The organism is Kitasatospora sp. CM 4170 (assembly GCF_032110285.1).
Lineage (GTDB): Bacteria > Actinomycetota > Actinomycetes > Streptomycetales > Streptomycetaceae > Kitasatospora > Kitasatospora aburaviensis.
Genome location: NZ_CP134877.1, coordinates 3,194,296 through 3,216,692, shown reverse-complemented (window position 1 = coordinate 3,216,692; position 22,397 = coordinate 3,194,296). Strand labels below are relative to the sequence as shown.

Annotated in this window: 30 protein-coding genes, 1 tRNA gene and 1 pseudogene; 5 read left to right on the top strand and 27 right to left on the bottom strand. The window is 72.0% G+C overall.

Features of this window, described 5'->3' with window-relative positions; all coding sequences use genetic code 11:
• Positions 1-30: 30 nt before the first annotated feature.
• From RMN57_RS13365 to RMN57_RS13355, 3 genes are all read right to left on the bottom strand, one after another.
• On the bottom strand, positions 31-252 hold the full coding sequence (locus RMN57_RS13365) for a zinc ribbon domain-containing protein (protein WP_313763633.1): 222 nt from the start codon (positions 250-252) through the stop codon (positions 31-33).
• Positions 253-271: 19 nt separating this feature from the next.
• Positions 272-742 carry a DUF4442 domain-containing protein gene (locus tag RMN57_RS13360; protein ID WP_313763632.1) on the bottom strand — a complete coding sequence of 157 codons (471 nt, stop codon included), beginning with the start codon at positions 740-742 and terminating at the stop codon, positions 272-274.
• A 112-nt stretch (positions 743-854) separates the two neighbouring features.
• On the bottom strand, positions 855-2,186 hold the full coding sequence (locus RMN57_RS13355; protein WP_380233846.1) for a hypothetical protein: 1,332 nt from the start codon (positions 2,184-2,186) through the stop codon (positions 855-857).
• A 209-nt stretch (positions 2,187-2,395) separates the two neighbouring features.
• Between RMN57_RS13355 and RMN57_RS13350 the strand changes: the two genes are divergently transcribed.
• The 3 genes and pseudogenes from RMN57_RS13350 to RMN57_RS13345 all read left to right on the top strand — a co-directional run bounded on the left by RMN57_RS13350 (position 2,396) and on the right by RMN57_RS13345 (position 3,589).
• Positions 2,396-2,467: transfer RNA gene (locus RMN57_RS13350), tRNA-Val, on the top strand.
• A 501-nt stretch (positions 2,468-2,968) separates the two neighbouring features.
• Positions 2,969-3,151, top strand: a pseudogene (locus tag RMN57_RS37060) (GntR family transcriptional regulator); the annotation flags it as partial.
• A 42-nt stretch (positions 3,152-3,193) separates the two neighbouring features.
• Positions 3,194-3,589 carry a UTRA domain-containing protein gene (locus tag RMN57_RS13345; protein WP_313763631.1) on the top strand — a complete coding sequence of 132 codons (396 nt, stop codon included), beginning with the start codon at positions 3,194-3,196 and terminating at the stop codon, positions 3,587-3,589.
• A 38-nt stretch (positions 3,590-3,627) separates the two neighbouring features.
• Here RMN57_RS13345 and RMN57_RS13340 read toward each other — a convergent pair whose 3' ends face one another.
• Positions 3,628-3,780: a hypothetical protein gene (locus RMN57_RS13340; protein ID WP_313763630.1), complete on the bottom strand. Its 153-nt coding sequence runs from the start codon at positions 3,778-3,780 to the stop codon at positions 3,628-3,630.
• Positions 3,781-3,955: 175 nt separating this feature from the next.
• A complete protein-coding gene (locus RMN57_RS13335; RefSeq protein WP_313763629.1) occupies positions 3,956-4,453 on the bottom strand; it encodes a hypothetical protein in 498 nt (165 codons plus the stop codon).
• 394 nt (positions 4,454-4,847) lie between these two features.
• On the opposite strand from RMN57_RS13335, the gene RMN57_RS13330 reads away from it, so the two are divergent.
• On the top strand, positions 4,848-6,113 hold the full coding sequence (locus RMN57_RS13330; protein WP_313763628.1) for a transcriptional regulator: 1,266 nt from the start codon (positions 4,848-4,850) through the stop codon (positions 6,111-6,113).
• Here the strand turns inward: RMN57_RS13330 and RMN57_RS13325 are convergent.
• Positions 6,094-6,753 carry an HAD family hydrolase gene (locus RMN57_RS13325; protein ID WP_313763627.1) on the bottom strand — a complete coding sequence of 220 codons (660 nt, stop codon included), beginning with the start codon at positions 6,751-6,753 and terminating at the stop codon, positions 6,094-6,096. The two genes, RMN57_RS13330 and RMN57_RS13325, sit on opposite strands and share 20 nt — an antisense overlap.
• A gap of 57 nt (positions 6,754-6,810) precedes the next feature.
• Here RMN57_RS13325 and RMN57_RS13320 point away from each other — a divergent pair, with 57 nt between their 5' ends.
• A complete protein-coding gene (locus RMN57_RS13320) occupies positions 6,811-7,071 on the top strand; it encodes a hypothetical protein (protein ID WP_313763626.1) in 261 nt (86 codons plus the stop codon).
• A gap of 56 nt (positions 7,072-7,127) precedes the next feature.
• On the opposite strand, the gene RMN57_RS13315 is transcribed toward RMN57_RS13320, so the two are convergent.
• From RMN57_RS13315 to RMN57_RS13215, 21 genes are all read right to left on the bottom strand, one after another.
• Positions 7,128-7,394, bottom strand: coding sequence for a hypothetical protein (locus RMN57_RS13315; protein WP_313763625.1), 267 nt, complete (start codon positions 7,392-7,394; stop codon positions 7,128-7,130).
• On the bottom strand, positions 7,391-7,615 hold the full coding sequence (locus RMN57_RS13310; protein ID WP_313763624.1) for a holin: 225 nt from the start codon (positions 7,613-7,615) through the stop codon (positions 7,391-7,393). The genes RMN57_RS13315 and RMN57_RS13310 overlap by 4 nt, the downstream gene beginning before the upstream one ends.
• A gap of 30 nt (positions 7,616-7,645) precedes the next feature.
• Complete coding sequence (locus RMN57_RS13305; protein ID WP_313763623.1) at positions 7,646-8,704, bottom strand: peptidoglycan-binding protein; 1,059 nt, start codon at positions 8,702-8,704, stop codon at positions 7,646-7,648.
• A gap of 62 nt (positions 8,705-8,766) precedes the next feature.
• The gene (locus tag RMN57_RS13300; protein ID WP_313763622.1) at positions 8,767-9,141 is read right to left on the bottom strand and encodes an ATP-binding protein; all 375 of its coding nucleotides are present in this window, start codon (positions 9,139-9,141) and stop codon (positions 8,767-8,769) included.
• The gene (locus RMN57_RS13295; protein WP_313763621.1) at positions 9,138-9,866 is read right to left on the bottom strand and encodes a hypothetical protein; all 729 of its coding nucleotides are present in this window, start codon (positions 9,864-9,866) and stop codon (positions 9,138-9,140) included. The genes RMN57_RS13300 and RMN57_RS13295 overlap by 4 nt, the downstream gene beginning before the upstream one ends.
• Position 9,867: 1 nt before the next feature.
• The gene (locus RMN57_RS13290; protein ID WP_313763620.1) at positions 9,868-10,965 is read right to left on the bottom strand and encodes a hypothetical protein; all 1,098 of its coding nucleotides are present in this window, start codon (positions 10,963-10,965) and stop codon (positions 9,868-9,870) included.
• The gene (locus tag RMN57_RS13285; protein ID WP_313763619.1) at positions 10,965-12,008 is read right to left on the bottom strand and encodes a hypothetical protein; all 1,044 of its coding nucleotides are present in this window, start codon (positions 12,006-12,008) and stop codon (positions 10,965-10,967) included. Before RMN57_RS13285 ends, RMN57_RS13290 begins: the two co-directional genes overlap by 1 nt.
• 13 nt (positions 12,009-12,021) lie before the next feature.
• Positions 12,022-12,951, bottom strand: coding sequence for a hypothetical protein (locus RMN57_RS13280; RefSeq protein WP_313763618.1), 930 nt, complete (start codon positions 12,949-12,951; stop codon positions 12,022-12,024).
• Positions 12,952-12,957: 6 nt separating this feature from the next.
• Complete coding sequence (locus RMN57_RS13275; RefSeq protein WP_313763617.1) at positions 12,958-16,395, bottom strand: hypothetical protein; 3,438 nt, start codon at positions 16,393-16,395, stop codon at positions 12,958-12,960.
• 14 nt (positions 16,396-16,409) lie between these two features.
• Complete coding sequence (locus RMN57_RS13270; RefSeq protein WP_313763616.1) at positions 16,410-16,562, bottom strand: hypothetical protein; 153 nt, start codon at positions 16,560-16,562, stop codon at positions 16,410-16,412.
• A 23-nt stretch (positions 16,563-16,585) separates the two neighbouring features.
• Positions 16,586-17,179, bottom strand: coding sequence for a hypothetical protein (locus tag RMN57_RS13265; RefSeq protein ID WP_313763615.1), 594 nt, complete (start codon positions 17,177-17,179; stop codon positions 16,586-16,588).
• Positions 17,176-17,628, bottom strand: a complete 453-nt coding sequence (locus RMN57_RS13260; protein WP_313763614.1) for a phage tail tube protein — start codon at positions 17,626-17,628, stop codon at positions 17,176-17,178. The genes RMN57_RS13265 and RMN57_RS13260 overlap by 4 nt, the downstream gene beginning before the upstream one ends.
• A gap of 13 nt (positions 17,629-17,641) precedes the next feature.
• On the bottom strand, positions 17,642-18,061 hold the full coding sequence (locus RMN57_RS13255) for a minor capsid protein (protein ID WP_313763613.1): 420 nt from the start codon (positions 18,059-18,061) through the stop codon (positions 17,642-17,644).
• Positions 18,054-18,404, bottom strand: a complete 351-nt coding sequence (locus RMN57_RS13250) for a minor capsid protein (RefSeq protein WP_313767808.1) — start codon at positions 18,402-18,404, stop codon at positions 18,054-18,056. The genes RMN57_RS13255 and RMN57_RS13250 overlap by 8 nt, the downstream gene beginning before the upstream one ends.
• A gap of 18 nt (positions 18,405-18,422) precedes the next feature.
• Positions 18,423-18,740, bottom strand: a complete 318-nt coding sequence (locus tag RMN57_RS13245) for a hypothetical protein (protein ID WP_313763612.1) — start codon at positions 18,738-18,740, stop codon at positions 18,423-18,425.
• Positions 18,737-19,165: a hypothetical protein gene (locus RMN57_RS13240; protein WP_313763611.1), complete on the bottom strand. Its 429-nt coding sequence runs from the start codon at positions 19,163-19,165 to the stop codon at positions 18,737-18,739. Before RMN57_RS13240 ends, RMN57_RS13245 begins: the two co-directional genes overlap by 4 nt.
• A gap of 10 nt (positions 19,166-19,175) precedes the next feature.
• Complete coding sequence (locus tag RMN57_RS13235; RefSeq protein ID WP_313763610.1) at positions 19,176-19,691, bottom strand: hypothetical protein; 516 nt, start codon at positions 19,689-19,691, stop codon at positions 19,176-19,178.
• A gap of 10 nt (positions 19,692-19,701) precedes the next feature.
• On the bottom strand, positions 19,702-20,298 hold the full coding sequence (locus tag RMN57_RS13230) for a hypothetical protein (RefSeq protein WP_313763609.1): 597 nt from the start codon (positions 20,296-20,298) through the stop codon (positions 19,702-19,704).
• Entirely contained in the window at positions 20,295-20,528 is a 234-nt protein-coding gene (locus tag RMN57_RS13225; protein ID WP_313763608.1) for a hypothetical protein, read from the bottom strand. The genes RMN57_RS13230 and RMN57_RS13225 overlap by 4 nt, the downstream gene beginning before the upstream one ends.
• Entirely contained in the window at positions 20,528-21,598 is a 1,071-nt protein-coding gene (locus RMN57_RS13220) for a major capsid protein (protein ID WP_313763607.1), read from the bottom strand. Before RMN57_RS13220 ends, RMN57_RS13225 begins: the two co-directional genes overlap by 1 nt.
• Positions 21,599-21,611: 13 nt before the next feature.
• Entirely contained in the window at positions 21,612-22,385 is a 774-nt protein-coding gene (locus tag RMN57_RS13215) for a hypothetical protein (protein WP_313763606.1), read from the bottom strand.
• Positions 22,386-22,397 lie beyond the last annotated feature (12 nt).

The following is a 22,397-nucleotide window of genomic DNA, read 5'->3' as shown; positions in this document are numbered from 1 at the left end:
CGGGGACGCCCCACCCGGGCGACCGGCCGCTCAGCCGCAGCAGCCGCCCCCGCAGCAGCCGCCCCCGCCCCCGGACGGGGCCTGCTGCGGGGCGCCGCCGGAGGCCGCGCCGGTGACGGCGACGGTCGACAGCAGCTTCACGGTGTCCTCGTGCCCCTGCGGGCAGACCGCCGGGTCGTTGGCCTGGGCCATCGTGCGGCGGAGTTCGAAGGTGGCCCCGCAGGAGCGGCAGCGGAAGTCGTAACGTGGCATACCGGCAGGGTACCCAGCCTCAGGGAGTGCGGCGCTTCTCCCGGACGTACAACTGCTTGCGGACCCGGGCCACCACCGAGCCGTCCGCCGCCAGCACCTCGGTGTCGAACCAGACCAGGGCCTTCTTGCCCTCCTGCGTGAGCTCGCGGATCTCGGCCAGGCGGTCCTCGGTGAGCACGAACTCGGCGAAGATGTCGCCGCGCCCGGGCGAGACGAAGCTGATCTCGGCGGCCGCGTCCCAGACGACGTAGTCGCGGCCGAGGTTCTGCATCACCAGCAGCATCCAGAACGGGTCGGTCATCGCGAAGATCGAGCCGCCGAAGTGCGTGCCCACCCAGTTGCGGTTCAGCCGCCCGAGCCGGAGCCGGACCTTCGCCCGGCGGTAGTCGTCCGAGACGCCCAGCACCTTGATCCCGGCGAAGAGGAACGGCGGCCAGAAGTTGATGCCGCGCCGGAACGTGCGGGCGGGGATGTTGCGCTTACGAGCCATGGCGCGACTCTAGCCGACGAAGTTACTCGTGGGTAACCCTTCTCGGCAGGTGGCCTTCCGCCCCCTCCGCCCCGCTCACTCCGCCTTCCGCCCAGCGCCTCCCCGGTCCGTCCTACCGGTGGCCGCCGATGTCCCCGCGGATCATCCCCACCACCTGCGCCGCGGTCTCCCGCACCCCCGCCAGCTCGGTGAGGAAGTGCCAGTAGTCCGGGTGCCGGCCGGCAGCCTCCAGCTCCGCGACCGCCCGGTCCAGCCGGCCGACCGCCGCGTCCAGCGGAGCGGCGTGCCGCGGGTCCGGCGCCTGCCGTCCCGCCATCGCCAGCCGCTGCGCGTCGCGCAGGGCGAACCTGGCCCGCTCGACCTCCCGGTTCGGGTCGTGCTGCACCTCGTTCAGCTGCCGCAGCCGCTCGTTCACCGCGACCACCGAGCCGTCCGCGGTGTCGAGCAGGGCGCGCACCGTGCCGATCGCGCCCGTCGCGTCCGCCCAGCGCTGCTCGTCGCGCGCCCGCGCCGCCTCCGTGAGCTTCTGCTCCGCCGCCCGCCCGGTCTCCGCGACCTGGTCCGGCACCCGCTGGAGGTCCTGCCAGCACGCCGTGGAGAACCGCCGCCGCAGCTCGCTCAGCGCGGGCTCCACCGTGGCGGCCTTCGTCTCCAGCGCCTGGATCCGGGTCCGCAGGCTGGCCACCCGACGGTCGATCTCCCGGGCCCGCTCCGGCAGGTGCTCCGCGTCGGCGGTGATCGCGTCCGCCCGCTCGGTCACCCGCTCGGCCCGCTGCAGCGTCGCCGCCACACCGTGCCTGGCAGCGCCCTCGTTCAGCCGGCCCAGCTCCGGCGCCAGCTCGGCCAGCCGGCCCGCCAGGTCGTCCGCCTTCAGCCCCGCCCCGCGCACCGCCTCCAGCGCGGTGGTCGCCGCCAGCAACGACCGCTTCGCCTGCTCCACCGCCGGCGTCACCCGCATCAGCTGCGACTCCGCGTGCTGCAGCACCGGCTGCAGCCGCTCCAGGAACCCGTTCAGCTCCGCCTGCGCCGAACCGAGCTGCCCCTTCACGTCCGCCAGCTGGTGCCGCGCCCGCGCCGCCGCCCCGGACTCCAGCTCCGCCGCGTCCAGATCGTGCGCGTCCAGCGCCGCGAGGTAGTTCACCGTCACCTGGTCGACCCGGCCGGAGATCGCCTCGAAGTCCGCCGCCGCCCGCTGGGCCGTCGCCCCGTCCGCGGCCGCGCGCACCGTCTCCACGGCCAGCCGCACCTCGCGCTGGGTCGAGTCCAGCTCGTAGAACGCCTGCTGCGCCGCGTCCCGGGCTGCCATGGCCTCGGCCCGCATCCCCTCGCCGCTGCGCCGCCCCCACCAGCCGCCGCGCCCGCCGCTGGCACTGCCGAACGACGCCGCCCCGGCCGTCGCCAGCGCACCCGCGACCGCCATCGGCAGCACCAGCGCCTCGGCCACCGCACTCCCCGGCCGCCGCCCCCGCCTGCTCCCGCCGGCCACCCTCACTGCGCGCTCCCTGCTCCGACCGCTGATCCTCCGCCCATTCTTCCCGATCACCCCACCCCACCGGCACCCCACCCGTCCCACTCACCGACCACGTGCACCGGACCACCGTCCGGACCAGGTACCCTAGGCAGTCGTCGTCGCCCCCTCCAGGGCCACGCCGGGGGCGCGTAGCTCAGTGGTAGAGCGCTGCTCTTACAAAGCAGATGTCGGCGGTTCGAAACCGTCCGCGCCCACCCCGTGAACAGGTGAAACGCAGGCTGCGGCCCAGGTCAGGACGGATGTCCCGGACGGGGCCGCAGTCGTATATGTAGGCTTCCTGTACGACATCTGAGTCTGTTTGATGTCTCGCCAGGGGGAGCCGCCCCCTAAATTCCCCCCAAACGATCATGGCATTCTCGCAGGTCGGAGATGGGGTGGGCGTAGAAGCGCCCCCGGCCGGATCGGACGGCCGGGGGCGCTCACGCCGAGGTAGAGGGGTGGTCGTGGGCCACCTCGGCGCGCTTCAGGCCTCGGATGCAGGGAGCTCCCGAGGCGTGCATGGGGTGTAGGCGTACAGCTGGCCGGGGTATTCGAACACTAGTCCCTTTGATCGTTCAACCCGTTCAGCTTTGTACTAACAGCTTGGTCCGAGCCTCTGACCTGCGCAAGATCTTGGGCGCCCAAGGATTCGAACGTCCCCCTACGGTTTGGTCACAGCCACCTACCGGCCACCGTGACGACGTACAGGGACGTGCATGCCTCGGGTCGCGCCGCCATACCAGCGCGTCGCCGCAGAGATCCGCCGCAGGATCGCCAGCGGCGAATGGCCCCCCGGCCGCCAACTCCCGTCCCGCGCCAAGCTCGCCGCCGAACTTGGTGAGACGGACGCAGCCGTGCGCCTCGCCATGACACTCTTACGGCGCCGCGGAGAACTCGAAGGAACCCAGCGAACCAGGCTCTGGGTGGCGCATCCTCCTGCTGTGCGCACCCTCCTCGACCCGGACAGGGACTGGCCGTACCCCACCGGCGACGGAGCCATGGGCAGCAGCCGAGCCGACGCCGACCTCGCCGCCCGTCTACGCGTCCCGGTCGGTACCCGCCTGCGCTGGCGCCGAGACGAATGCCTCGACCCCGACTCCCGCCCCAGCCACCTCGTCACCACCTGGTGGGTAGGAGAGCGGGCCCGCACCTGGCACCAGAGCAGCGCAGAGGCCCAACTCCACCACCTCACAGCAGCAGAGGGAGACCAGCTCGGCCTGCCCCACGGCGTGCCAGCCTGGCTGATCCAGCGCACCCGGTACAGCAGCACCGGCCGGCCGGTCGAGACCGCTGACATGGTGCTGCCCACGGACCGGTGGCGGATCCGCCTGAGGTAGCCCTGGCCAGCCGCGCCGCCGCACGGTTGGCCAGGGAGTCAGCGACCCGCGGCCGCCAGCAGCAGGGCCGCCAGCACCACCAGGCCGGCGACCGACACGGCGAAGCCAGCCGTGAGCCCGCGCGAGTCCGGCAGACCGCGTCGGCGACGCTCGTCCGCGGCGCGGTACGCCGCCTGGTCGTCGCCGCTCACCGGGTGCGGCTGTGATCGTGCTGGTGCCACCGCATCCGTACACGCGCGTCAACGGCTGCCGAGTAGTTGAAGACCTCATTCGCGCTCTCGTGGACCTGGACCAGATCGGCGCACCGCTTGCACCGCGGATACGGCTTCGGCATCTTGCCGATCTCGTAGTAGTCGCTGGCGGCGCTCACTCGGCGCCGCCCTGCCGGTAGCCGCGGTACCCGGCGAGCGCAACCTGACTGCTGATCCAGGCCCGCGCGCTGGCCTCCACCGCGAACCGGCGCAGGTGCCCCTCGTCGTCCCGGATCATCCCCCCGAGGATCCTGTCCCGCACGGCCCACAGCCCAGGGGCGCGGCCCTCGGCTGCTTGCTGCTCAGGTACGTACCGGGCTGCCACGCGCTCGGGGGTGGTGAGCCCGTCGCCCCGCCATACCCGCACGGTCACCGTGCCGCCGCTCGCGAGGTGGAGCGGCCAGTCGATCCTGCCCTCGCCGTCGAGCAGCCTCTCGATCGACAGCGTGTCACCGCCGCCGAGCAGTCGATACATGGCCTGTCGCTGGTAGTCGCCGATGTCCAGTCCCTGCAGGGTCTGCCACAGCGTCGTGATGGCCCGCTCGATCGGCTGAGTGGTCGGGTCCAACAGCCCGTCGACCGCGACTGTCAGGTCGCCGTCCTCGATGGTCACGCGGTCTCCTCGGGGTCTTCGGTGGATCGGCAGGGTGCGCACGCGACGACGGCCCAGCCAAGCGGCGCGTGACCGTGCTGGGTCTGCATCGGGTGGTGGCCAGCCGGGACCAGCTCGGCATCGGCGCGGCCGCAGTGGATGCATGCCTGCTCGTGCAGCTGGGCGCGGGTCGGCGGCGCCGCCTCAGGCATGGCGCACCCCCACTGTCTGTAGTCTGATGACGCCGATCGGCGACAGAGGTAATCGTCGTCCTCAATGTGGACGTCCTGAAGGCCTCGCCGGGGACTCTTTGGAGACGCTTTCAGGACTTAGCACTCGGTTGCATGCCCGAGCAGTCCTCTAAGAGGCCACCTCCCCGTAGTGTTGAGCCACCATCGGCCCCGCGGAGGACACCGTGCCCAACACCGCGCTGAAGGCGGCCCGGCTCAAGGCCGGCTACAGCAGCCAGAAGGCATTCGCCGCCGCCCTCGCCCAGGCTGCCGCACAGCTCGGGATGGCGGGCATCGCCGTGAGCGGCCGCCAAGTCACCCGCTGGGAATCCAACGACCCACCGTGGCCTCAGGAAGACTCCCAGAAGCTCATCGTCCACGTCCTCCGCCGGCCGATCGAGGAGCTTGGATTCCAGCCGCCGTGGGAGGAAGCCCCGGACCCAGGTCAACCGACAGCATCCACCGTCCCCGCGAAGCCCAGACCCCCCGTTCTTCGCGCTGCGCTACCCCGACCCCCCGGCCGCAGCGGGGTCCAACCCGGAACCATCGGAGCCGACTACGCCATAGTGACCGAAGCCCATCGGCGCCTCTACCTGTCCGTTGCCCCGGCGGTTCTGCACCGGGCCGTGAGCGAACACGCAAGCCTGGGCACGGCACTCCTCGGCGAGACCTCCGGTGTCGCCCGCCAGATCCTCGCCTCAGCCCTTGCCGAAAGCTTGCTGCTCGTCGGCCGGATCGAGTTCTTCGACCTCCGCCAGCCCGACGCCGCCGATGCCACGCTCGTCCGCGCGCTCCAGGCCGCCGGGGAGGCCGACGACAGTCTGCTCGGCGCGGCCATTCTCGCCCACTCAGCATTCGTCCCTGGCTGGGCAAGCCGACTCGGCGACGCACGCGAGCGAATGCAGGCCGCCCGCACCTACGCCCGCCGCGCGCCCGCGTCCGCCGAGGTGCTCGCGTGGCTGGACGCTGTCGAGGCCGAGTGCTTCACCCGATGCGGCGACCACCGCGGCGCGCTCGCCTTGCTGCGGCGGGCGGAGGATCTGCTTGCCGCAGGCGGCGACACCACCAGCCCGGACTGGTTCACCTGGTTCTCGCCAGTTCGCCTGCACGCCTTCCGTGGCAACACCGAGCTGTTGGCAGGGCTCATCCCGCAAGCCCGAACCACTCTGGAGCAGACGCTCACCGAGCTACCGGACGCCGACGGGAAGCAACGCATTGTCGTCCTCGGAGACCTGGCCTCCGTTGAGGCCGCTGCCCGGCGTCCCGAAGAGGCATGCGCCATCCTGGAGCAGGCGCTCGATCAGCTCGCCATCACCTGGTACGCCACGGGCATGGACCGCGTGCGCGAGGCCCGCCGCGCGCTCACTCCATGGGAGGGGTCGGCGGCCGTCCGGCGCGTGGACGACCGCCTCTACTCCTGGTCGGCGACGCTCAGTTCGTTGCAGCGTTAGCCTTCGCGATCAGCTCCGGCAGCTCCGCGAGGGAGTCGATGCGGAATGTGGCCTGCTCGGCCGCGGAGTCGTGCTGCTGAATCCAGCCCCACGGGCCGCGCCGGATCAGCGCGGTCTGCATCCCCGCGGCCCGGGCGGGTAGCACGTCGTTGTCGAGCCGGTCGCCAACGTAGAGGATCTCGTCGGCCGCGGCCGGCGTCACCTCGGCGACCCGCTCGAAGAACAGCGGGTCCGGCTTGCTGGCACCCCAGTCGTCCGAGGTGCCGATCAGGTCCACGTCGGCGGTGAACAGCTCGCGGAGGATGCCGCCGGCACGGACGGTCTGGTTCCCTGCGATGGCCAGCCACAGGCCGGCGGCGCGGAGCTGGGCGAAGGCGGGCCGGACATCCGGGTAGAGGTCCCGCTCGCCGAAGGACTCCGGTCGACCGGCAGCGGCCCGCTTCTCGCGCTCCTCGTACAGGTCGAAGCCGGGCCGGAACACCTGGAACGTCTCCCGGTAGTCCCGGCCCTGCGCGATCACCGCCCCGAACTGCGCGACGAACGTGTGCCGCGGCACTCCCAGCCAGTCCGCCCACGTGCCGTACTCCCTGGTCTCATCGACCAGGCACTCCCCAACATCGAACACGACAGCCTTGATCATGGCCGCAGCCTAGCGGGGTGGGGGCGTCCTGTCGGTGGACTCCCGTAGGCTGGCTGCATGCCCAAGCCGCTGCCTCTGCCTGATGACCTGCTGCCCCTCCACGTCGCGGCGCTGGAGGCGGACCGGGCGATGATCCAGGCCCGCGAGCAGGGCGGCGACGTCGATGCGGCACGCGAGCAGTATGTGGCCGCGGCGCTGGCCCTGCGCGCCCACCCGATCTGGCCCGAGGCCCAGGCCGCGCAAGCCCACGCGCAGACCTGGCAGGCCTCGCTGGACCGCGCGAAGAAGACGCTCGACGGCGAGGCCGCGGCGGCCTGACTCCGGACGCGACGACGCGCCCCCGCCCTCCCGGAGGAGAGCGGGGGCGCGGTGCGTCAGCGGGAGACGAGCGGGACGACGGCGACGCCGAGCGCGGCCAGGCCGGTCAGAGCGCCGAGCGTTGGCAGCGGCCACCGGCCGGCCTCCAGCCGGCGGAGACGTGCCTCGTGGTCCGCGAGTCTGCCATCCACGTCCCGATCGGCGGCGCCCAGCGCATCCAGCTTGGCCTCCAGCCTGATCAGGCCATCGCCCACCCGCCGGACCTCCTCGTACATCTGAGCAGCAGTGATGACGATCCCCGCGTCCGGGGTCGGGCTAGTCACTCCCGGCTCCGGCCGAGCAGGGCCGCCGAGTTCGGGTCGCCGACCAGGGTGGCCAGCACGCCCTTGACGACGGACAGGCCAGCCGGGATCGCGGCGATCACAGCCGCCTGGAGCGCGCCGAGGTCGGTCAGGTCGACACCGGACGCGGTCAGCAGCCCGAGCAGCGTCACCGCGTACGTGGCGAGGGTCCGCTCCAACAGGTCGCGGAAGAAACGGTTCATCGGGGTCTCCGATCAGGGGATGGTGGTGGGTCAGGAGAACAGGAGGCGCCACGTGAGCGGGCCCGGGTAGCCGTCGGCGTCACCGGCCAGCTCCGCCCGGGAGCGCTGGAACGCGGCGACGTTCAGTCGGTCGGCCTCGCCCCAGTCCCGGGACGGGCCCACCCGGTAGTGGCCGCCGAATCCGCGGCGGACGAGCTGCTCGCCGAGCCGCTCGACGTAGTCGTTGACGGCGCCCGGCCGGAAGTACTCGCGCCCCGGGAACGCCGGTACCGCGGACGGCAGGTAGCCGAGGAGCTGCCGCAGGCTGGCCTCTCCGGGCACGCCGTCGGCGTCGCTGCCCGAGTAGCCGAGGCTGCGCTGGAACTCCTGGTAGTTGGCCGTGTCGGCGTCGCTCCAGTCCGGGCCCGGCCCCTGCTGGTAGTGGCCGCCGAAGCCGCGCGCAACGAGGGCCTCGCCCACCGCGGTGACGTGGTCGCCGTGCGCGCCGTACCCGTACTCCAGCCCGTTGATCGTCGTCCGGTAGCGGGCCGGCTCGGGCGCCGGCGCGGGCGGCTTCACCGGGGCCGGGTCGGGCTGAGCCGGAGCGTCCGGGCGCGGGGCGCCCGCCTGCACCCAGGCGTAGAGCGGGCCGCCGGGGCAGCTGGTGGCGTAGCCGTCGCGGTGCCCCCGGATCTCCGGGCCGGCGCCGTGGGCCTGGAGGAGCTCGATGCCGTCGCGTATCGCGTTCAGCATCTCCGGGGTGGGCTCGGTCAGGCCGGAGTCGCCGACCAGGCCTACGATCGCGTAGTGGTTCCTGTTCAGCGTCTGGTTGCCGTTGGCGCCGGTGCGGCGGCCGATGCCGCGGCCCTCCATCAGGAAGCCGTGCGGGCAGGCTGCGTAGTTGTAGGCCACGTCCACGTACCCCTCGGCCTTGTTCGAGAGGTGGCTGGCACGGATGTTCTGCCACTCGCGGAGGCACCGGTCGTGGTCGGTCAGCAGGTCGGTGCTGACCGGAGTGCCCTCGTAGTGGACTTTGACTCCCAGCGCGGTCGGCTGGGCTGCGGCGGCGGACTCGGGCCAGCCGAGATCCGCCCGGGTGACGAGCTGCACGATGCCTCCTGGGCATGACGAAGCCCCCGGGCCAACGGCCGCGGGGGCGAGTGGAAGAGGGGTCAGGGGGTGGGCGGCGGCCACTTCGCGGCCAGGGCGGTGTAGGCGGCGGCCCGCCGGTTGAAGTCGGCGGCAGCGGCCGCGACCGCGCGCGGGATCGCCGTCGGGTCCGGCACCGCCGGAGAGTTCCCGGGAAGGATCTCCACGTCACCCTGTCCGCGGATCTCCACGCCGGTGGCGGCGTCGCGTTCCACGACCACCGCCGACACGTACACGGTCGGATACCGGCCCGTCGGCCCCGGGGCCTGGCTGCCCTCCGGGGAACCGTCGTACACGCGGATCGCGACCGTGTGCCCCTCGGCCACCAGAACGGCCCGCCCGTCGTAGCTGATCTCGGCACCCCAGGGCTGGGCCGGATCGAGAGAGGTAGCGGTCATGATCCCCGTCCGAAGAGCTGCATGCACTGGGCATAGACGGAGCCCGCGCCGCTGAGACGCTGGGCCTGGATATCGATCTGCATGAGGCCGGTCATGCCGGTTGGAGTGGCCCCGTAGTACTCCAGAGCCGTCGGGCCGCCGGCCGTAGCCGTCGGCCCCCACGGCGTCCCGTCGACCAGGATGCGGACCTCTCCTGTCGTCCCGCCGTCAACGGCAGTACGCACGTACGCGCCCATCCAGGGCTGCACCTTGATGTTGAACGAGGTCGCGATGGTCGTCCACGCGCCGGACGTCGTCCGGGGCCAGCGTGAGGCGTCGACGTCCGCGGGCGCCAGCAAGGGGATGTTGGGGTAGGCGATGCCGCCCGTGATCACGTCCTCGGCCAGCAGCGTGGTGCCGTGGGCGTCGGTCATGACGATGCCCTGCGGGTTGCCGACGATGGCGGTGGTCCGCCGTAGCTGGATCGCCGGGGTGCCGTCGTCGCGATACACCACCAGGCCGCGCTGTTCGCTGCCGTCCGGGTTGTTCACGGGCAGCTTGCCGACGTAGAACAGCGGCGAGCCGTCGACGTCGTCGACGCGGAGCGTGCCGCCCTGGCCGATGACGACGTTGCCCGCCTGGATCTGGTTCATGGCCGGGCGGATCTGGCTGCGGCCGGTCAGATCCCGGACCTGCTGTTCGAGGTCGCGGATCCGGTCGAGCAGGTCGTAGGGCACCTCGGGCACGTCAGATCACCTCCAGGTAGAGATCGGCGGTCTCGCCGCGGCCGCGCTCCTCGGGCTGCAGGCGCCAGCCGACGAGCCGGTAGCGGGCAGTCAGCCCGGCCGGGTTCCAGACGTCGCGGATCCGCAGCCGCAGGGACGAGCCGAGTGGCGGGAGGCCTTCAGGGCCGGGCCGGATCGTCACCTGCGGGATGACTACGGGCCGCACCTGCCGCGCCAGATCAGCCGAAGCGTTCTGGTCGAGGACGGACTGGCTCGTGACACTGGAGTAGTCCGAGGACCCGTCCAGCCTGGGCCAGCCAGCCGCGTAGTCCGCGGGGGTGGTGAGCGGGGCGCTCATGAGTGGGTACGAGGCCGCGGCCAAGTTGCTGTTGACGCTGGCGCCGCGGGAGATCCACGCGTTCGCCTGCACCGACGCATCCCGGCTCAGCTTGTAGCTGAGGATCTGGCCGGGCATGCTCAGCACGGTGTCCGTGCTGCCCACGGTGATGGTGGGGTACCCGAGCTGCAGCACCCGGTGACGGGCGCCGCCGCTGTCGCGGTAGTAGTTGATCCGCCACTCGAATCCCTGCTGTGTGGCCGCGAGTTCGTCGATCCGGCGGCCGACGTAGGCGAGGTCGTACGAGAGGTACGTGCGGTCCCGCAGCACCCCGGACACCGGCGACGACGGGACCTCGATTCCGATGTGCCCGCCGGTCTTGCCCTGCGCGTAGTTGATCAGGTCGCGGACGATGTCCAGCTGGTCCTCGGCGGTCGCCGTCAGGGTGTCCACGATCTGCCGGTGGTCCCGGAAGTACGACTCCGCGCCGGCCGCCTGGACCTGCACCGTGGCAGAGCCGCGGTCAACGCTGACCTGTACATCCGTCCACTGGATCCCGGACCACAGTACGGTCTGCCCGCGGACCAGCCACAGCGCGGTGCGTCCCGGGACCAGGGCGTCCTGCACCCGGCGGGCCATGGCCCGGTCCGGCACCGGGATGGTGCCGCTGAGACTGCCGGTCTTGCCGATGTAGTCCTCCGCGGACACCCCCTGCACCGGCAGCCGGTCCATCAGCTGATCCGACCGCAGGTCACACACCAGCAGCTCGTACCCGACCGCCATCAGGACGCAGCCTCGTAGACCAGGCTCCACAACATCGTGTAGCCGGTGGCGATGTTCAGAGGCACCGTCGCCGACATGTTGCCGCCGGCCTCCGAGGACCCACCGGTTTTGACCGCGAACGCGGCGCCCTGGGCGTCGGAGGGGTTCGCCGAGACGATGCCCAGGTAGTTGTTCCCGTTCGCGACGTACAGCATCGAGCCGGTGACGGTGAAGTCGGCGGCTTGTGCGACGGGCAGCGACATGAACCACAAGCCTGAGCCGCCGGTTGTGGTGCTGCCCATGACCAGCCGGCCACGCCAGTAGACGGTGCGGCCAGCCCGCGTCCACCGCGCGGCCAGCGTCCCGTTGCCGAGGCTGGGCTGGGTGCCGCCCAGGCTCGCCCACGTCGGGGTCTGGGCGGTCCACGCGCCGACGCCGACCATGGTCTGCCAGGCGGAGCCGGAGTAGCGCTCCAGCGTCCCGCTGTTGTCCCGGTACTGGCCTGCGTACACGCCGGCGGTGGTCCCGTCGGGGCTGATGCTGCCCAGGGACGTCGTGTAGGTCCTGCGGTCCGTGAGCGCGGTGCCCCAGTTGATCGGGCTGCCAGCGCTTGCTCCCGCGGGAACTGCGATGTCCCAGAGTTTGAGGTAGGCGGTGCCGGTCGCCGGGGCGGTCGGGGCGGTCGGCGAGGCGTTGGCGGTGCCCTGGGTGTACGTGATCGCGGCCAGGGTCTGCCCGCTGGTGTCGTACAGCTGGTCATACGCCACGAGGAACACGCTGTCGATCCTCGGGAGGCTGGCGTGGCCGTTGGCGACGGTGATGTTCTCGGCGACGGTGACGGCGACCGGGTAGGCGCCCTGGGTGGTTGTGCCCTGCACCACGGCCCGGCCCACCGCGATGGTGCCGGTCATGCCGGTGCCGGTCAGCAGCAGCGGCGTGCCGCCCGGGATCACGCCCGCGCGGGTGGTGGTGGAGCCGGTCGGCGTCATCACCCCGAGCGGGGCGAGGCGGGTATCGGCGCGGCTCTGGCCGGGGTTGAGGAGCCAGGCGGAGCGTACGGTCACAGGGTCCTCCTGGTCACCAGTAGGCGGAGCGCCAGCGCACGGTGGCGCTGGCCGCGGGGTCGACGCTGCCCGGGGCAGCGCGGAACGAGAGGGTTGTGGTGGCCCCGGGCGGCAGCGTGAACGCGCCCTCGGGCGCGCTGCGGAGGGTGGCGGTGCCGATACGGGACTGGCCGCCGAGGGTCACGGTCCCGGCCCATGTGTCGACGACCAGGACGTCGGTCGCGCCGAGCGTGATGTCGTACTCCAGGACCAGGCCGGAGCCGCCGGCCATGGCCACGCTCGGCGTCACGACCGGGCCCCGGATCTCGATGACCGGGTGGACCTCGGCGTCGCCACTGTTGGTGGCCGCGATGTCGCCGGTGCTGCCCGGGGTGCCCCACACCAGACCCGTCTCCGGGCTGCCCCAGGCGAGGCCAGTCTCCGGGCTGCCCCAGTCCAGACCGGACTCCGGCGCGGGCAGGGCGGTCGCCGCGGTCTGCTCGGTGAGCTGGTAGCGGCGCGGGTCGGTGGCCTGCCACTGCAGAGCGCCGCCGGCCGCCCATCCCAGTTGCCACGAAGGATCGACCGGCAGATGCCGCCGCAGCAGGCGTGCGTACAGCAGCAACGGCCCGCGGTCGTCCAGCCAGATGACCAGGGGCTGTTCGTCCTGCGCGATGGTGCAGGCCGCCGACAGGGTGCGGACGGCGGCGCCGATGCTCCCGCCGGCCGTCCGCACCATCAGCCCCTCAACCGTGACCGTGCGAGGCTGGGCCAGGAGCTGACCGGGCCACGCGCCGTGCTGCTGGGACCGGTTGACCGTGCCGGAGTCCAGCGTCGGGGTCTCCTCCCACCCGGTGAGGGAGCGCCACCGGTACGGGGTGACCGTGCCGGTGGCCTGCCGCCGGCCGAGGACGAGGCTGCCCCACTGGATCAGGCCGGGCCCGGTGACGAGCTCACCTGCCATGCAGGTTCACCCCCTGCCCTTGGCGAGCCAGGCCAGTTCCTCCGCGGTCGACCTCGCGGAGCCGCCCTCACGCTCGTAGTAGTTGGTGATGTTGAGCCCGCCGAAGCCCGCACCGCCGGACCCGCCGCCGGCCGCGGCCAGCTGAGGGGAGCCGAACGGGGAACTGAAGGACATCCCGCCGATCTCGTCGGTGAGTCCCTGGAGTTGGCCGCGTACGGCGGGGAGGCGGCTGACAAAGCCGCCGATGAGGCTGTCCATGATGAGCTGGCCGGCGGGGGTCAGCAGACGGGCGTCTCGGTCCGCCGGTCCCTTCCAGTCCGGCAGCAGGTCGGTCAAGCCGCTCAAGGTGTCCTTGACCTTGTTGAATCCGTTCTTGATCCCCTTGACCAGCGAGTCGATGATCTTGCCGCCAGCCTCCAGCATGGAGCTGCCCAGGTCGGCGAGGACGCCGCCGATCGCGGCCGGCAGTTCGGTGAACCGGCGAACGACGGTGCTGACCAGGCCGGAAAGCAAGTCCTTCGCCGCCTGCACCGCGCCGTCCAGGTCGCCCTTGAGGAACGAGCTGATCAGTCGCAGGGCGGGGACGACGACGTCCCGCACGGTCGCGGCCAGTTCGTCCCCGAAGATCGCCGCGAGCTTCGCGATGGCGGTGATGATCGGGGTCACCAGCGGCAGCAGCTGGGCCAAGAGTTTGCCCTGCAGCTCGGCGAGTTGGGTCAGCACGGGGGTCAGGGCGATCGCGACCTGGGCGAACGCCTGGCCGAGCTGCTGGAGCGGCAGTTGAGTGATCAGCTGGGTCAGGACGGGCAGTAGGGCGCCCGTCAGATTGGTCAAGATCGTGACGAATGGGGTGATCAGGGCGGGTAGCTGGGCGAGGATCGGACCAAGCGCGGCCTGTAGGGCGGCAGCGAGTTCGGCCACCAGCGGCTGGGCCTGCTGGAAGATCGTGTTCAGCCCGTCCAGCAAGGGGGTTACCGCGGGTAGCAGTGCGCTGGCCAGAGTACCGATCAGCCCCAGCAGGGGCGAGACGGCAGACACCAGCGACCCGACCGCCTGAGCCGCCGCCAGCAGCACCGGACCAAGTGCGACCAGGACAGGCTGCAGGGCGGCGCCCAGGCTCTGAACCAGCAGCTGGGCAGGCGGGCCGAGCGCAGCCAGGACGGGGCCGATCACCTGCAGCGCCGTGGCCAGCAGCGGAGCCGCGGTGGATGCCAGGGTCGACATCGTGCCGAACAGCGCCTGCAGCCCGGACTGAACGGCCGGGCTGGCGAAGGCATCGGCCATCGCGGCGGTGACCTTCTGCAGGGTCTGGACGAATGAGCCGCCCTGCTGCTGGGCCGCGCCGAACACCGCGCCGAGGATCGACCCGATGTTGCCCACCACGTCGCCGAGCTGGCCGATCAGACCGACGGCTTGCTCGATCGCCTTCTGCATCCCGCCGCTGGCAAGGGCGGCTGACATGCGGTCGGCGAGACGATCGATGGCCCCGCCGGCGCTGGCGCTGAGCCTCTCGAAGGTGGGGCCGGCGGCGGCGCCGATCTGCACCAGGCCCTGCACGATGGTCGCGGGCAGCGCGCTCATCGAGCCGAGGCCGCGGTTGGCACTGGCCAGCGCCTGTCCGAGGACGCCGGACTCGGCGAGCTGGGTCGCGGTCTGGCCGACCTCCTTGCCCATCGCGTTGAGGTGGCTGGCCGATGCGACGAGTGCCGTGTGCAGCACCGGCAGCGACGCCGCGGCGGTCGTACGCAGGGTGCTGTCAAGGCCTTCGAACAGGGCCTGCTGAACGTCGACCTTCAGGTCCGCCAGCGCGGGCTTGAGACGGATGATCTCCTCGACGAACGCGCGCGCGTTCGGGCTGAGCTTGGCGAGGGCCGCGGCCAGTGGGTCCACTCCGCCGCCTGCGGCTCCGGCGCCGGCCTGCTGCAGCGACTCCATCGCGCGAGCGATCTGCTGGGCACCGTCCGCCGCGGTCTGGGCCTGCTCCTTCTGCGCGTCGGACAGGGCCCGTCGGGCGTCTGAGACGTCCCGGTCGGCCGCCGCCACCCGCTTGGACGCGGACACCTGAGCGTCCGCCAGGGCCTGCTGCTGGTCGGCCACCGCGCGCTGGGCGTCCGACAGCCGTTCCTGCGCGGACACGACGCGGTCCGAACCGTCCACGCCGGCCTGGGCGGCCGCGGCCGCCTGAGCCTTGAGCCGCTCGAACGAAACGCCCTGCTCGCGCAGGTGCTGCTGTGCCTCGTCCGCAGCGAGCTGGGCCTGGTCGCGCTGGAGCTGGGTGGCGGTCGGGTCCGCGAGGGTCTTGTTGAGAGACTCCTGAGCCTGCTGGACGCGCAGGGTGGCGGACCGCTGATCGAGGGCGCCGTCGATCAGCCGGTTCTGCATGTCCTCCAGGTCCTGGGTGGCCTGGGTGCGGGCGTCGTCGAGGTCGCGCTGAGCCTGGAGGGCACTGCGCTGGGCGTCCTCCAGGGACCGCTCGGCCTGGGCAACCTGCCGGAGCGCTTCGATCTGGGCGTCGGTGGAGGCCTGGACGGCGTCACCGACGGTGCGCTGTGCGTCCTCGACCTGACGGGCTGCCCGTTCGTTGGCGCGGGCGGCCTGCTCGGTCGCGTCGGCCACTGCACGCTGAGCGTTGGCGACCTTGTTGGCCGCGCCCGCCGCACCGCCTGCTGCCGCAGGCGCGTCGGCGAATGCGGCCTTGATCGCGCCGCCGATCCCAGACGTGCCGATCTTGATGGCGGCGCCGGCCGACGCCACCGCCAGCAGCCCAGTTGCGGCGAGCCCCGCCGCCGGGACGATGTTGGCGAGCGTGGCAGCCAGGCCGGCCGCGAGCGGGATGATGCCGCCGATCGCTCCGGCCACCATCGACAGGCGCCCGGCGACGGAGCCGATGGCCCCGGCCGCGTCGCCGATCGACGACAGGGCACGACCCATGCCGCGGCCGTCGTCGCTGCCTCGGCGCAGGTCGCGCGAGACGTTGCCCAGGCCTCGCCCGAGGCGTTGGGCGGCCTGGTCGCCGTCGGCGCCGATGCCTCGTGCGAGGGCGTCGCCGATCGTCGACGACTCGGCGACGAACCTGCCGCGCAGGTCACGGATGCGCCCGTCGGCGGAGCGGGTGAAGCCGTGGACCGCCAACTCCGCGTCCGACATGGAGCTGAGCAGGCGGCGGGAGGCGTCCTCGCCACCCTGGCCGAGACCGTCCGCGACCCGCCGCCCGACGTCCTCGGCCTGGTCCCCGACGGCCCGGGTTCCGGCGGCGATGCCGTCGGACAGGGCCTGCCCCATCAGCTGGGACTCGGATGCGAACCGGCCCCGCAGGTCCCGCAGGCGGCCGTCGGACGACCGCTGCAGGCCCGCGAGGGCGGCCTCTCCCTGGGCAATGCCGCGGACGGCACCGCTGGCGTCGATGTCGAACGTTGCGACGAGCTCGCCGACCTGCATGGCCACCCCCGACCGCTGGATTAGGGGGCGGGGTCACCGCCCGGGAGGGGGCCGTCGGCGCCGGGGCCGAGGTACGTACCGAACACGGAGGCGATCGCCTCGGGGCTGTCCGCCCGCAGCGGGGTCTGCGTGTAGGCCTCGCGCCAGCGGGACGTGTCCGAGAGTCCGGTCACGTAGGTGAGGAACTCGCGCTCGCTCAGCGCCGCGACTTCTTGCGGCGTGAGCTGGTACTCCCGGCGGAGGTCCGCTTCGAGGAGGGCCCAGTGCCGGAGGATGCACTGCCAGAAGAGCTGGCCGGCGTCCTCGGCGCGGCCGGGCCTTTTCCCCGGGTCCGGTCGGTGGTCTGCTTGTCGTAGGCTCGCGCCGCCTCGGCGAGGGTGATCACTCCGGGGCGCTTGACGTTGGCGACGGCCCAGGCCAGGACGATCGCGAGCTGCCGGTCGTCGATGCCCCGGTCGAGCCAGTACTGGAGGGCGTCCTCGCCGAACAGCGGCGTCAGGACCTCGGCGAAGGCGTCCATGTCCTCGTCGTCCTGGTGCCGGGCCAGCATCAGGGTGAACGTCAGCGGCACACGCTTGGGGAGGACATAGCTTTTGCCGTACAGGCGGAGCGTCGCGGGGACGACCTTGGCGACCTCGGCGGCGAAGAACGCGTCCGCGTCGGCGAACGCCTCCACGGATTCGTCGTCCTCGTAGTCGTTGTCGACGATGTCCTCGTCCGGGTCGAGGTCGTCCTCATCGTCCACCAGGCTGTCCTCGTAGTCCGGGTATCCGGTGTCGTGGCTGGTCACGGTGCCGCCGTGTAGGTCTCGGCGCCGGTGCGGTTGATCTCCATGGACCACTTGCCGAGGTCGTTGGTGCCGCCGCCCAGCTCGCCGGACTTGGCGGTGATGGACCAGACACGCCACTGGACTTCGGTGCGGTAGCGGAAGCGGATCTGCCCCACCGAGTTGTCGGCGAGGCCCTGCGCGAGGGCGTCGAGGGCGGCCTGGCCGGGGTCGGCGAGGCCGGTGGCCTGGTCGACGCGGCGGGTGCCCTCCAGCTTGAGGGAGCCGCCGCGCTGGAGGACGACCTCCTCGTACTGGCCCTGGCTGTCGAAATCGGTGCTCTCGGTGTGGGCGTCGTGGTCGCCCGGGTTGTACGAGAACGAGGTGAGGCCGGCCACGGGGGTCCAGGTCGGGGTCGGGCCGACCGCGACCTGGAAGATGTAGCCGCGCGCCTCGATCTTCTTCGTGGCCATCCCGGCCACCTCCTTAGGATCGGTGTGCGGTCGGGTTGACCACGTTCAGGCGGTAGTTGGTGACGTGCTCGTGACGACCGGTGGCGTCGGTGCCGAGCGGGGTCGGGGTCTGGATTGCAGTGCAGGAGATCAACCAGGTTCCGTCCGGCAGCTCGACCCCGGCGAGGCCCTGGAGGGCGGAGTAGATGTCCTGGCTGCGGGCCCTGGAGACCCGCGGATCTGGGCCGCCACGGACACGGATCTGTAGGCCGTGCTCGTCGTCGTCCTGGGCCGGGTCAGGGATGCCGAGCCCGTACGTGCCGATGGCCACCGCGCTGTCCGGCTGGGGCGGCATCGTGTCCACGAACAGATCGCCTGTGACCCCGGCCGGATCGTAGGTGGCCAGCCCGAGGCCGGCGAGGTAGCGAGCCATGCCGTCCAGGAGGTCAGGCATGGTCGGCCCGCCGAATGTGCGCGGCGATCAGCGCCAACACCACCTCACGCTCCCGATTGAATGGAGTCTCCAGGTACTTGGCGGTGCGGCCCGGCAGGTGCTGATAGTCCAGCTCCTCGTGCTGCCGTACCGCGTATGGGGTGTCGTAGGAGACGGCACCCTTCAGCGAGGTGCGGTCGACGTGGCTGCGGCCCGAGCGCTCCAGCGTGCCCTCGTCCAGCGGCACGACCTTGCGGGACTCGGTGAGGACATGCTCCATGCCCGCCTCCAGCCCATCGCCGGCCTCGGCCAGGGCCCGCCGCAACCACTCGTCGCCGTGCCACTCAAAGTGCCCTACCTGCATCGGCACGGCCACCACCTCCTACACGAGCTGGACCTCTAGGTGGTCGGGGGTGCCGAGGCCACTGCCGTCGCGCCGCAACGCGGCGATGACGGTGGTGTGGCGCCCGTCCGGCAGGGTGATCCGGGAGCCGGCCGGGGCGACGGTGTCGAGACGGGCGTAGACGGTGCTGGAGCTGGTCACCTCGCGGCCGTCGGCAGCCCGGACCAACCGGGTCGCCTGGTCGAGGAAGCACCGCACCACCACCAGCGGCCCGTACCTGGGGCCGTAGGCCGAATCCCCGAGGTAGGGCTCCACGCTGACCTGGTGCCGCAGCAGCCAGCCCGGGATACCGCTCACGCCTGCGTCACCGCCCCAAGCCGGAACCGGTCCGGCGTCAGGTCCGGTGCCTGGAGCGCATCCCAGACCTGCGGGGCGATCTGCCGGGCCGGAGAGTCGCTGCCGGACACGGAGGTCACCGACCGGGACAGATCGACGGAGCCGATCTTGACGCCGCCCCAGCCGACCCCGGCCGCACCGGTCGAGTCACCCAGCTCCTGCCACCACTCGACCTGAGCGCATGCGGCATCCCGGAACGCGGCCAGCACCAGGCTGTCCGTCGGCATACCAGTCGTCGGGTCGGCCACGTACCAGCAGGCCCGCAGCACCTGGCTGTCGAGCATCTGGCTTGCGCGGGTCAGGAGCCGGGTGGCGTCGGCCGGGGCGGGCTGACCGGTGTAGGCGGTGAGGTCGTCCGGGTTGGCGTAGACGCGGGCCACGGCCATGGGCCACCTCCTACGTGCTGCAGCCGATCACGGTGATGTCGTAGGTCACCGACGTGCCGGAGCCGGAGTTGGCGACCCGCAGCAGGTCGCCGGTGGCGGCGGTGACCGCGTAGCCGGTGGCGTCGGTGCAGAACAGGGCGAGCACGCCACCCGGGCGGACGGAGACCTTGTCCGTGGCGGAGCCGACCCAGGTGATGAACCCGTTGCTCGCGGCGCCACCGACGACGACGTTGTTCGTGTTCGCCGAGCTGGCTGCGACGATCAGGCCCTTGATCCGGGCCATGGCCACCGCGGCGCCGAGGGCGTCGGTCAGGGCGGTGCCGTTGAGGTCGAGGTCCTCGTTGCTGCTGGCTGCGATGGTGCGAGTGGCGGTCCACAGCCGGTCGGCCTGCCCGGCGCCGGTGCCGGCCGCGAGGCCGATCAGCGCCTTGTAGTCGAGCTGCATCTGTGGGGTACCGCCGGCGACCGCGGTCCCGGCCAGCAGGCCGGACGCGGTCACCGCGAGCTGGGTGTTCTGGAGTCCCATGCCAGCCGCCTCAGGTGATGATGACCAGCGGCGCAGTGGCCGCGGCGGTCGGGGAGGCGATGGTGGCCGGGGCGGTAGTCGTCAGCGCGGAGCCGGACGTCTGCGCGAGGTTCTTCTCGCCGGTGACGATGCCAGCCGACGCGGTGGTCGAGACGCCCACGAGGCTGGGCACGGTGGTCGCCTTGACCATGATGCCGACCCAGTAGGTACCGTCCGTCTGGATCGTCACCGGGCTGGCCAGCGCCAGGGTCTTGTTGGTGGTGGCGCCCCATGCGGTGGTCAGCTGGTCGGCGGTCTGCCCGAGCAGCGCCGGGGTTGCCGCGTTCGAGTAGAGGGCGAACCACCAGTTGGTGGGGGTGCCCGCGGCGGTCGCGCCGGAGCGCACCGAAATGCTGGTGACGACGTCACCGCGCCGCAGGTAGACCGGCACGCTGGTCATGACCTGGGTGGTGAGGGCGCCGAGGTCCGCGGTGGCGTCGAGCCGCCGCATGTTGGCGCGGTACATGGAGGTGGACGGGTCGACGCCGGCCACGGCCTGGCGGGCGACGTCGGAGGCGGTGGCGAGCTCGTCGCGCACGACGCCGAGGAAGCGGCCGTTAGCGGTCACTGCTGTGCTCCCTGCTCGGTCTCGGCCGCACGCTGGCGGGCCTTGGGGGTGGGCTTGGTGGGCTGCTCGGCGGGCTCGTCGAGCGGCGCGAGGACGTAGCCGGCGCGCTGGAAGTAGCCGAGCGCGGGCATCTGGTCGGCGGTGTCGAGGGTGGCGGCGCCGTCGGCGAAACGGACGCCGGCCACCTCCCCGTTGAAGTCGACGCGCGGGGCCTGAACCAGGTAGCGCATCACGCGACCTTGACGTTGCGGAACACGCCGCAGGTGCGGGTGTTGCGCAGGACCATGGCGAGCGGGCCCATCTCGACCTCGCCGGACTTGACGGCGCCGGGCTGCGACCAGTCCGGCATCCAGGTCTGTACGAGCGGCTTGCCAGCGACGCTGGCGCCGTGCATGGCGTCGAGGCCGAACGAGACCGCGTAGAGGTCGGTGAGGCCGGTGATGTTGCCGCCCGCGCCGGCGCCGTCGGGGTCGCGGGTCTGGATCGGGATGATCGGCGCGGAGCCGTCGACGCGGTCGCCCATGTCGACGAGGACCCACTGGCCGTACATGTCGATCTGCCGGCCGAGGTCGTCGCTGGTGCTGGTGAACTGGCTGGCGCGGCGGGCGAGGGAGCGCAGGCGGGCGATGGACTTGGTGTTGCCCAGGATGGCCTTGACCCCCGCCGGCAGACTGCCGGTGGCGGTGGAGCCGCCGTCGCCGCCGCCGACCTGCGAGGCGAGGATGCGGGACAGCCAGTCGTCGAGGCTGTCGAACGCCGCCATCGCCTTGTCCTCGGTGGTGATCGCCGAAGCGGACCAGTCGGTGTAGCCGGTGCTGTTGCCCTCGTTGATCGGCAGGTACTCGGTGGACTGGCCGGTCAGGGACTTGTCCAGGCCGTCGAAGCCGCTCGCGTCCACCGCGGTGTCGCCGAGGATCAGCTCCTGCTGGAACCGGGTCCGGACGCTCGTGATCTTCTGGGAGAGCTGGAACATGATCTCGTTCGTCGCGGCGTTGCCGAGGTTCGCGAGGGTGCGGTCGACGGTGAACGAGCCGCCGAGCGGGTGAAGCTGCACCTGCTTCTGCTCGCGGGTGGCCTGGCTGGCCGGGTACTCCTCGTTGAAGCTGCGGAACTGGGCGGTCGCCGCGGCGAGGAGACGGGTGTAGCCGTAGGTGAGAGAGCCGCCGCCGGTGCCGGGGGTGACGGTGTCGTCCCACACCATCTGATCGAGCACCCACGAGTTACGGCGCAGGGTGTCGATGACGTTCCAGTCGATGTCCGGGAGCGTGTTGAGCTGGGCCTGGGCGAGAGTGACGGGCACGACGTGCCTCCTGTCAGGTCTGGTAGTGGCCGCTGATTGCGGCGCCGAGGGTGGTGGGGCGTTGCTTGGTGGCCTCGCCGGTCCCGCCGGTGAGGTCGGCGCCGCTACGGCCCGCCTGGGGCACGGAGCGGAAGTTGGGGTTGCTGTCAGCCGCGGCCTTGATCGCGGCGTCGAGCTGGGCAGTGAAGTCGCCGGCGGCCGGGTCGAGGTCGCCGATGGCCTTGGCGAACGCCCTGCTGTCGAGCAGGGCGTCCGGCTTGGTCTGCAGTGCGGTGGCTCGGGCGTGGACGGCGAGCTCGACCTGACGGGCGCGGAGCTGCTGCTCCAGATGCCCGATCCGGCCGGTCTGCGTCTCGATCTGCTTGGTCAGCTCGGCCGGGTCGGGCGGGGTGGTGTCCGGGACCAGACCGAGGGCCTTGGCGAGCTTCTGCGTGAGGTCCGTGGTGGCGGCGTCGGCCGCGGTCTGCTTGGCGATGCGGGCCTTGGCGGCCTCGTCGCGGACCGAGGCCAGCTCCTTCTGCAGGCGGGCGATCGTCGCCGCCTGGTCGTCGCCCGCGCCAGCTGCGGCCGGGCTGGCCGGCCGGCCGGTTCCGGCGGGGGGCGTGGGCGTCTGGCTGGTCGGGGGCGTCTGGCTGCCGCCGTCCTGCCCGGTCTCACCGGTGCCGCCGGCGCCTTCGCCCTCACCGTTGCCACCCGCGATCGGGTAGATGGGACGGCCGTCGCGGCGCCAGCCGAGGACGGTACGGGCCGGGTGAGAGGCGAGCGGGTGACGGAAAGGGATGCGCATGATCGGCCCTCC